At 68.5% G+C, this 8,694-nt stretch carries 8 protein-coding genes, 1 tRNA gene and 1 other RNA gene; 6 read left to right on the top strand and 4 right to left on the bottom strand.

Features of this window, described 5'->3' with window-relative positions:
* Window positions 1-188, bottom strand: a 188-nt coding sequence (locus QM624_RS17000) for a hypothetical protein (RefSeq protein ID WP_415093978.1), incomplete at its 3' end; no start/stop codon positions are given.
* Window positions 189-268: 80 nt separating this feature from the next.
* On the opposite strand from QM624_RS17000, the gene QM624_RS16995 reads away from it, so the two are divergent.
* From QM624_RS16995 to QM624_RS16985, 3 genes are all read left to right on the top strand, one after another.
* Window positions 269-1,477, top strand: coding sequence for a cytochrome P450 (locus tag QM624_RS16995; RefSeq protein ID WP_415093976.1), 1,209 nt, complete (start codon window positions 269-271; stop codon window positions 1,475-1,477).
* The gene (locus QM624_RS16990) at window positions 1,464-2,945 is read left to right on the top strand and encodes a hypothetical protein (RefSeq protein ID WP_415093974.1); all 1,482 of its coding nucleotides are present in this window, start codon (window positions 1,464-1,466) and stop codon (window positions 2,943-2,945) included. Before QM624_RS16995 ends, QM624_RS16990 begins: the two co-directional genes overlap by 14 nt.
* Window positions 2,946-3,354: 409 nt before the next feature.
* The gene (locus tag QM624_RS16985; protein WP_415093972.1) at window positions 3,355-3,843 is read left to right on the top strand and encodes an NUDIX hydrolase; all 489 of its coding nucleotides are present in this window, start codon (window positions 3,355-3,357) and stop codon (window positions 3,841-3,843) included.
* A 448-nt stretch (window positions 3,844-4,291) separates the two neighbouring features.
* On the opposite strand, the gene QM624_RS16980 is transcribed toward QM624_RS16985, so the two are convergent.
* The 3 genes from QM624_RS16980 to QM624_RS16970 form a co-directional block, all read right to left on the bottom strand.
* A tRNA-Ser gene (locus tag QM624_RS16980) sits at window positions 4,292-4,379 on the bottom strand.
* 60 nt (window positions 4,380-4,439) lie between these two features.
* Window positions 4,440-5,492 carry a hypothetical protein gene (locus QM624_RS16975; RefSeq protein ID WP_415093970.1) on the bottom strand — a complete coding sequence of 351 codons (1,053 nt, stop codon included), beginning with the start codon at window positions 5,490-5,492 and terminating at the stop codon, window positions 4,440-4,442.
* Complete coding sequence (locus tag QM624_RS16970) at window positions 5,492-5,998, bottom strand: SigE family RNA polymerase sigma factor (protein WP_415093968.1); 507 nt, start codon at window positions 5,996-5,998, stop codon at window positions 5,492-5,494. The genes QM624_RS16975 and QM624_RS16970 overlap by 1 nt, the downstream gene beginning before the upstream one ends.
* Before the next feature lie 91 nt (window positions 5,999-6,089).
* On the opposite strand from QM624_RS16970, the gene QM624_RS16965 reads away from it, so the two are divergent.
* The 3 genes from QM624_RS16965 to QM624_RS16955 all read left to right on the top strand — a co-directional run.
* A complete protein-coding gene (locus QM624_RS16965; RefSeq protein WP_415093966.1) occupies window positions 6,090-6,914 on the top strand; it encodes a carbon-nitrogen hydrolase family protein in 825 nt (274 codons plus the stop codon).
* A gap of 67 nt (window positions 6,915-6,981) precedes the next feature.
* An RNA gene (gene ffs, locus QM624_RS16960) (signal recognition particle sRNA small type) lies at window positions 6,982-7,078 on the top strand.
* 77 nt (window positions 7,079-7,155) lie between these two features.
* Window positions 7,156-8,694, top strand: a 1,539-nt coding sequence (locus tag QM624_RS16955; protein ID WP_415093964.1) for a DNA polymerase III subunit gamma and tau, incomplete at its 3' end; no start/stop codon positions are given.

Below are 8,694 nucleotides of genomic sequence, written 5' to 3'. Positions count from 1 at the left end.
CTCGATCTGGGCTGCGGCTCCGGGTCGAGCAGCAGCTCGGGTGCCTGGTCGAGGCGGTCGGCCAACCGGCGGGCGGCGGCGTCCAGATGGCGGTGGTAGCCGGGGTTCATTCCGGTCAGCAGGTCGTAGCGGCGGGCCGCGCGGTCGAACGCGTCGGCCAGGTCCGCAGGGGTGTCGGGTTCGCTCATCCATGCCTCCTGGTCGTGCTGCGAGCCTGGCAGCCGACGGTCGGCCGGACAACCGCCCGGCAGGGTGGAGGAGTGGCCCGATGAGCGGACCGAACCGTCGCCGCGCTTCTCGGGCGGGTGCGCGGGACGCCCCGCGGGTCGAACATGTCGACGGTGTCTGGCGCATTCGGTCGTTGGCGGTGGCCCGGCAGGTGCTGCGCGCCCGGCACGCCACCACCCAGGCCGGTTTCACCGCCGAGGCGATCCCGAAGGGGTACTTGCGGCATCACCCGATCCTGGTGTCGGATGGTCCGCTGCATGACGAGCAGCGCAGCAAGGTGGCCCGGTTCTTCGCGCCGAAGGTGGTCGAGGAGCGGTACGCCGGAATAGCCGCGGCGTGCGCCGATCGACTGCTCGGCTCAGCGGTTGCTGCCGGTGCGTGTTGCCTGGACGACTTGGCGCTGCTGTACACAGTCGAGGTGACCGCCGAAGTGGTGGGACTCACCCATGCCCCCGCGTCGCGGATGGCGCCACGACTGGTCAGCTTCTTCAACCAGCCGCCGGTGGACGTCACCCGCCCCGACTTCGGCCGCACGAAGGCGATGTGGGCGAAGGCGGCGGTCAACGCGCTGGTACCGATCGGCAGGTTCTATCTCGCCGACGTCCGGCCGGCGATCCGGACGCGTCGCCGCCAGCGGCGCGGGGACGTGATCAGCCATCTGCTCGACGAGGGCTACACCGACGCCGACATCCTGGTCGAATGCGTCACCTACGGCACCGCCGGCATGGTCACCACCCGCGAGTTCATCGTGATGTGCGCCTGGCATCTGCTGCAGCATCGCCCCTTGCTGGAGCGATATCGGACAGCCGGGCAGACCGAGCGTTTCGGCATCCTGAACGAACTGATCCGGCTGGAACCGGTGGTCGGCCATCTGTACCGGCGGACGTCCGAGCCAATCGAGGTGACTGAGGGCGACCAGTCGTGGACGATCCCGCCCGGCGACCTGGTCGACGTGTGCATCCGGCCGACCAACGCCGATGTCGCGGCGGTCGGTGACGATCCGCTCGACGTCTGCCCGGGCCGTCCAGTGACTGCCGGGGTGAATGCGGCAGTGTTGAGCTTCGGCGACGGAGCGCACCGCTGCCCGGGCCAGCCGTTGGCGCTGCTGGAGACCGACCTGTTGCTCACCCGATTGCTCGCGCTGAACCCGCGGATCGTCGCCGAGCCGACGATCGGTTGGGACAACCTGATCGAGGGTTATCAACTGCGCGGGATGACGCTGGAGTTCGGTGAGCATGGCGAAGCCTGAGGTTCGTCGCAGCTTGGCCCGAATCGCTGCAGCGGACGCGCTGTTGGTGGTCGGGGTCTTCGTCCTGGCGTTCGCCGTCCGGCTGGTTCCGGTGTTGGCCGGTGGCGGTTTGGTCGGGGCGACCAACTACGACCCGTCGGTGTACTACGCCTCCGCCGTCGGGTTCTTCGAGGGCAGGTTGCCGTACCGGGACTTCCTGTTGCTGCATCCACCCGGGATCGTTCTGCTGCTGCAACCGTTCGCGGCGCTGGGTGCGTGGCTGGGGGATCCGTGGGCGCTCGCATCCAGCCGGGTCGCCTTCATGGCGCTGGGTGCGCTGACTGCGGCATTGATCTGCGTGCTGCTCCTGCGCGGAGGGCGGGCGGCGGCGCTGGCGGGCGGGGGGCTGTATGCCGTCTACCCGGCCGCCGCGCATGTGGAGCGAGCGCCATGGTTGGAGGCGCCCGCCTCCTTCATGCTGGTGCTCGCCATGGTTGCGCTGCGACCTGCCGATGAGTCGGTCCGGCCGTGGCGGACGGCGGCCGCGGGCGCACTGCTGAGCCTGGCCATGCTCACCAAACTCTGGGGCGTGGCGCTGCTCGGGATCATCCTGTGCTGGGTGCTGCTGACCCGGGGGATCCGTCCGGCCCTCAGCTATCTGGTCGGAGCAGTGGGCGCCGGTGTCGTGGTGCTGCTGCCGTTCTGGGCGGGCTGGGCGCAACTGTGGACGGACGCGGTGACCGCCCAGGTCGCACGGCCGTCCGTCCGGGCCTCGGCCCTGTTGCGAATCGGCACCCTGCTGGGGCTGGACCAGGGGGATGCCGCGAGACTGCCCGGCGCGCTGACGGTCCTGCTGGCGGGTGGCGCGGTCGCCCTGGCTCTGGTTGCTGTCCGCAGTCGAGTCGGCCGGCTTTACCTACTGCTGCTCGCGACCACCGTGGCGACGCTGCTGCTGGTCGCCGCGTGGTACCCGAACTATCCGGCGTTCGCTGCCGCACCGTTGGCGCTCACGGTGGGAAGTTCGGTGTCAGTGATCTGCTCGCAGCAACGACGCATCGCTCGCGTGGGTGCCGCGCTGGTCGCCCTCCTCGTCGCCCTCGGTGCGATCCGCCAGATCGTCACGCCGACCGGATACTCGTTCCCGCGCGAGGAGTTGACTGCTGGGCTGTCGAAGCGGGACGGCTGCGTCACCACGGACCACCCCATCGCGCTCGTCCTCACCGATCGGCTGCGCCACGATCTGCGGAACGGATGCCGGCTGGTCGTCGACCTGAGCGGATACATCCACGTCGTTCCGGGCAGCGATCGGCGCAGCGACAACCCCGAATTCCAGACCGTGATGATGGACTACCTCGGCAGCGGGCACACCACCGTGGTGATGAGCGGCATCTGGCCCGGCGACTTCAGCCGAGCCAACCGCGAACTCGTGGAGAGTTGGCCGATGGTGGGTGCCGCGGGTGACATCAAGATTCGTGAACCCGATGGGTGAGTCGGGCGTTCTTATCCCGTCCTTGACGAACCACTCGGACTCGTCTCCCGGCGGGAAAAACCGGCACAGGAAGCGGTCGAAACGCGCCTGTCGAGTCCGCGTCAATGGTCGCGGCTCCGTGACCCCGTCCGGCCCGGCCGCCCGCGCAGAGTCCTTGATCGCCAGTTCCAGCGACCGCTAGTCGCGATCGCCAAGGGACTCAACCAACTCCGAGCAGCAGGCATCCACCTCACCTTCACCACTTCCACGGAAGCGGTGACCACCTAACTTTCACATCAGGTCAATAGGCCAAGGCCATATACTATCGGAATAGCGGCGGAATTGTCCTTGGCGCAAGTCAATACCTGTGGAGGCTGGAGCGCGTCATGGTGGAGCACTGCTAGCCAGCATTTATCTGGAGGATCGCGTCATGGTGAAGCGGATGTCGCAGCTGTCAATCGCGGTGGTGAGACGTGGTCGACAGGTGCTCTTGGTGCAAGAGCACCTAGAAGATGGCGGTCCGCTAGCGTGGTCTCTTCCGGGCGGTGGTGTCAAAGAAGGCGAGACCTTTGTGGCTGCACTCGCTCGCGAGCTGGAAGAAGAGGCGGGACTTGAGATGCTGGCGGTGAATCGACTCGCGTTTGTGGTGAACTCCAGTTCGCCCACACATCCCTCGGCGGTCGCGATTGCATTCGAGGTCGAATGCCACGAAGCTTCTACACCGAGTCCCCGGGATTCGGACATAGTGGCGGCAGAATTCATGGACGTTGACGATGCCATTGACCGGATTGCGCGAGTGGCCAGCATCGTGCAGAGGGATCCAATCGTTGGCTATCTCTCGGGTGCGGCAGTCCCCGGAACGATCTGGACATTTCATACCCGCGACGATGGAGTTGAAGAACTGGTTGGGCGCTTTTGAGCTTCGACTACGTGGTCCGATCTTTACGTGTCGCCGCCAGACGGAGGGACCGGTGTTTGGAGCTGGAGTCGAGTGCCGGCGTAAATCGTTGCTCGGTCGGGGTGAGCGTGGATACCCTGCGGCGACGCATTCGTGCCGGCAAGCCACTCGCGTATCGGTTTGGTGAGCGGCTCATCAAGATTCGTGTGGAAGACCTCGATAACCTCGTCCGTCCGATCCTGCTCGGGAACCGGCTGAGGCGCCGTCGCGCCTCTTGAAACGCCAGCCAGACGAGCTCCTCGGGGCGGCTCTCATGTCCATCAGTGGATACGAGACCCGCCCCGATTGCTGTGTGCCGACGCTCCGGCGCCCGGAGATTGGGGGCATATTCGGGGCATGAAATCTCGACCGGTGACACGCTCGGAGACGAAATTTCACCTATATGGGCTTGTGGAAGCCGTGTTCCACGTGGCGGAGGATACGAGATTCGAACTCGTGAGGGCGTGAACCCAACCCGCTTTCCAAGCGAGCGCCATAGGCCTCTAGGCGAATCCTCCGTCGGAGACGATACCGGGCCACCGCGACGGCGGCCAAACCGTGGCGGCGGCCCGGTGCGGTCACGGTCGGTAGCTGCGGGTCTGGCCGTCCGCGTCGATGTAGGTGACCTTGGTGATCAAACCGCCCTTGGGTTCGGCCGCCGATCGGTTCCGGGCGAGGAAAACCACGGCACCGCCGGGTTGCAGGGTGCCGGTCACCACTTCGGCGTTCTTGGCGGACGTGGTCACCCGCGGGTCGCGCGCGCCGTCCGACAGGATTCCCACCGCGAACTGCTCCCAGCCGTCGGCGCCCATCTCCCGCGCGATCTGGGTCTTCACTACGTAACGGGCCGGGTGGTCGTCCCGCATGCTGGTGAACCCCTGCCCTTCCTTAGCGTCGAAGAAGCTGACCACCTTGAGTCCCGGGTCGCGGTAGACGGTGAGCGTGGTGTCAGACAGCGACAGCACTGCGGTGTCGACAGTGGTTCCGGCGCTGCTGTGCAGGGTGCCGTCGGTGGCCCTCCAGATCGCGCCGTCGACCCAGTCCTTCGACTTCTGTTCCCGCTCGGCGGTGGTGACCACGACGGTCACGCCGACCGAGGAGATGAAGCCGTGCCGCGGGAAGTAGGAGGCGATGGAGGGGTCCTTGGTCTCCACATTCACCCAGTCGACCTGACCCGGGATCACCCACAGGGACAGCCGCGGTGAGATCGGGGTGCCGGTCGCCACTGCGGGGTTCAGCGGCACGGACGCCAGCTGCACCGGCGGATCGGTCTTTCGCTTCCGTGCTGTCAGCGTCAAGGTGCCGTCCGCCGCGGTGGCCGTGACGGAGGCGTACGGGAGACCTTGCACATTGCCCGGCTCGGAGTCGAAGGTGAAGAACGACACCGTGTTCGCCATCGTCGGGGTGGACGCCGGGTCGGGCACACCGGTCGTAGTGCGATGGGCGAGCCCCGCCCAACCGGCCAGGCTGACCACCACAGCCGCCGCCACCGCGGCCAGGCTCCGGCGTCCGGTGCGGGCGCGGCGCAGCCGGTGGCCCTGATCGAGCAGCTCGTCGACGTCCAGGTCGGCAGGCAACGTATCGGCGGCGTCGCGCAGGTCGGTACGCAGCAACTCTTCGAGATCGGACATCACGAGTTCCTCCCGTCCGTGGGTGTGTAGAGGGCACGCAGCGCCGCCAGCCCGCGGGACGCGGCTGATTTCACCGCGCCGACACCGATGCCGAGACAGGCGGCGGTGTCGGCCTCCGACAGGTCGTTGTAGTAGCGCAGCACGATGACGCGGCGCTGTTGCGGCGGTAGCGATTCGAGCATCCGTACCACCTGGTCGTGGTCGTCGATCCGACCGTGGCCGTCGTAGGGATCGGTGCGATCCGGAGTCTCGGCAGCGGTCGCCTCCCGGCGGCGCCACCGGTCGATGGTCAGATTCACCACGGTGCGCCGCGCGTAGGCGGCCGCTTCCGCTGACCGCACCCGCCGCCAGGCCAGGTAGGTGCGCAGCAGCGCCTCCTGGGTCAGGTCGGCGGCCAGTTCGCGATCGCCGGTCAGCAGGTAGGCCGTCCGCTTCAACGAGCCACCCGACTCGGTGGCGAAACGGGCGAACTCCGCATCCCGCTCCGCGGTCGACAGTCCGAACATGGCGCCCCTTTCGTGCTCCTCACCCTGTCTTACGAGATGCGACCCGGAAAGGTTGCCAACCCGCTCGGGTGCGCGGTGGCAGGCTGAACCCATGCGAATAGCCCTCGCCCAGTTCACCGCCGGCACCGACCCGGCCGCCAACCTCGAGTTGGTGCTGGAGCAGATCGGACGCGCCGCCACCGCCGGCGCACGGCTGGTGGTCTTCCCGGAGGCGATGAGCTGCTCGTTCGCCCGTCCTCGGATCGAGGCCGCCGAGCCGCTGGACGGCCCGTGGGCGAATGCCGTCCGGCAAGCCGCCGTGGACGCCGGCGTGACGGTCATCGTCGGGCTGTTCACCCCCGGCCGCAATGGCAAGGTGCGCAACACCCTGCTGGTTGCCGGGCCGGACCTCGACGCGCACTACGACAAGCTGCATCTGTTCGACGCCTACGGCTACCTGGAATCGGAGCAGATCGAGCCCGGGAACGCTGTGGTGACGGTCGCCGTCGACGGCGTGGTGTGCGGGCTGAGTACCTGTTACGACGTCAGGTTCCCCGAGCTGTACAAGCAGTTGGCCGCGGCGGGCGCCCAGCTGATCGTCGTGCCCGCCTCCTGGGCGCCCGGCGAGCGCAAGGTGGAGCAGTGGCGGTCGCTGGCCGTCGCGCGTGCCCTGGACGCCACCTGCTTCATAGTCGCCGTCGACCAGGCCGAACCGCCGTCCGACCCGGACCCGCTGCCGGGCGCGCGCCGTCCGACCGGGGTGGGGCACTCACTGGTGGTCGATCCTCTCGGCGAGATCCTGCTGGAGCTGGACGCCGAACCGCGACTGGCCGTCATCGACCTTGACCTGGACGCCGTCCGGACCGCGCGGGCAGCCCTGCCGGTGCTGGCCAATTCGCGATTCACCACGGAGCTCGGACGTCCGGACCGTGCCTGAACAGGCTTGTGGCAGCCGCCGGACGGCCCGTGGTCGGGGCACCAGTCGGCGTCCCCTACACTGGTGGCCAAGGTCCCCGCGCGGCGGTACCTCGCCCAACTCCCCCAGGGCCGAAAGGCAGCAAGGGTAAGTGAGCTCTTCCGGGTGCGCGGGGACCCCTTTCGTTGTCCGGACGCCTCACCCCGGCCGGTCGTGGATCGCGGCTCGATAGTTGTCAGCGCCAACACGTAAGGTGCCATCCGTGGACGACGAGCGCGAGGACGAGCTGTTCGACTCCGAGCTGTATGAGGAGCCGGAGCCGTTCGAGCAGGACGGCCCGGACCTGTTCGGTGCCGAACCGGACGTCGCCGCGTCCGACGAGCCGGTCGCGCTCGAGGCGCCTCCGGGCCCCGCCCCGCGGGAACCGGAAGCCGCTGTGGTCGAACGTCACGAAGCGCCACTGGCGCTGTACCGCCGCTACCGGCCGGACACCTTCGCCGACGTGATCGGCCAGGAGCATGTCACCGAGCCGCTGCAGCGGGCACTGACCAACAACCGGGTCAACCACGCCTATCTGTTCTCAGGTCCGCGCGGCTGTGGCAAGACCACCTCGGCACGCATCCTGGCGCGGGCGCTGAACTGTGCCCAGGGACCGACCCCGATTCCGTGCGGCGAGTGCCAGTCGTGCCGCGACCTGGCCCGCGGCGGGCCCGGTTCGATCGACGTGATCGAGATCGACGCGGCGTCGCACGGCGGCGTGGACGACGCCCGTGACCTGCGCGAACGCGCCTTCTTCGCCCCGGTCTCCAGCCGCTACAAGATCTACATCGTCGACGAGGCGCACATGGTGACCACAGCGGGCTTCAACGCCCTGCTCAAGGTCGTCGAAGAGCCGCCGCCCCATGTGAAGTTCATCTTCGCCACCACCGAGCCCGAGAAGGTGATCGGCACCATCCGGTCGCGCACCCACCACTACCCGTTCCGGCTGGTGCCGCCGAAGACGCTGTCGGCCTACCTGGGTTCGCTGTGTGAGGCGGAAGGAGTCGCGGTCGACTCCGCCGCGCTGCCGCTGGTGGTCCGGGCCGGTGCCGGCTCAGTGCGTGATTCGCTGTCGGTGCTTGACCAGTTGCTCGGCGGCGCCGGCCCCGACGGGGTCACCTACACCCAGGCCGCGGCGCTGCTCGGCTACACCCCGGACGCCCTGCTCGACGAGATCGTGGACGCCTTCGCCGCCGGCGACGCCAACGGGGTGTTCGCCTCCATCGACAAGGTGATCGAGGTCGGCCAGGATCCGCGCCGCTTCGCCGAAGATCTGCTGCGCCGGCTGCGTGACCTGATCATCGTCGCCGCTGTCCCGGACGCGCTGACCACCGGCCTGGTCGACGTCGCCGCCGACCAGGCGGAGCGGCTGCAGGGCCAGGCGAGCACGCTCGGACCGGGTGAGCTGACCCGGGCCGCCGAGGTGATCGCCTCAGGGCTGACCGAGATGCGCGGCACCACCGCGCCCCGGCTGCACCTGGAACTGATGTGTGCCCGAGTGCTGCTGCCCGCCGCGGACGTCGGCGACCGCGGCGTCCATGCCCGGCTCGACCGGCTGGAACGCCGGCTCGAGATGACCGCCCCCGAGGCCCTGGACGTCACGGCCCGCCCGGTAAGTCAGCCCGAAACTGCTGGTCAGCGACCCGCTCCGAGCCCCGTTCAGCCGACGACCGGCGCTCCGGCGGCCGCGCCGGCCAGCTCGCCCGAACCGCCAACCGCGTCCGAACCGCCGAGTGCGGACGTCGCCCCGGCCCGGCAACGG

Origin of the sequence: Micropruina sp. (assembly GCF_047606365.1) — a bacterium.
In the GTDB taxonomy this organism is placed as follows: domain Bacteria; phylum Actinomycetota; class Actinomycetes; order Propionibacteriales; family Propionibacteriaceae; genus Micropruina.
The sequence above is the reverse complement of the archived record's forward strand: the minus strand, read 5'-3'. Positions and strand labels throughout refer to the sequence as shown.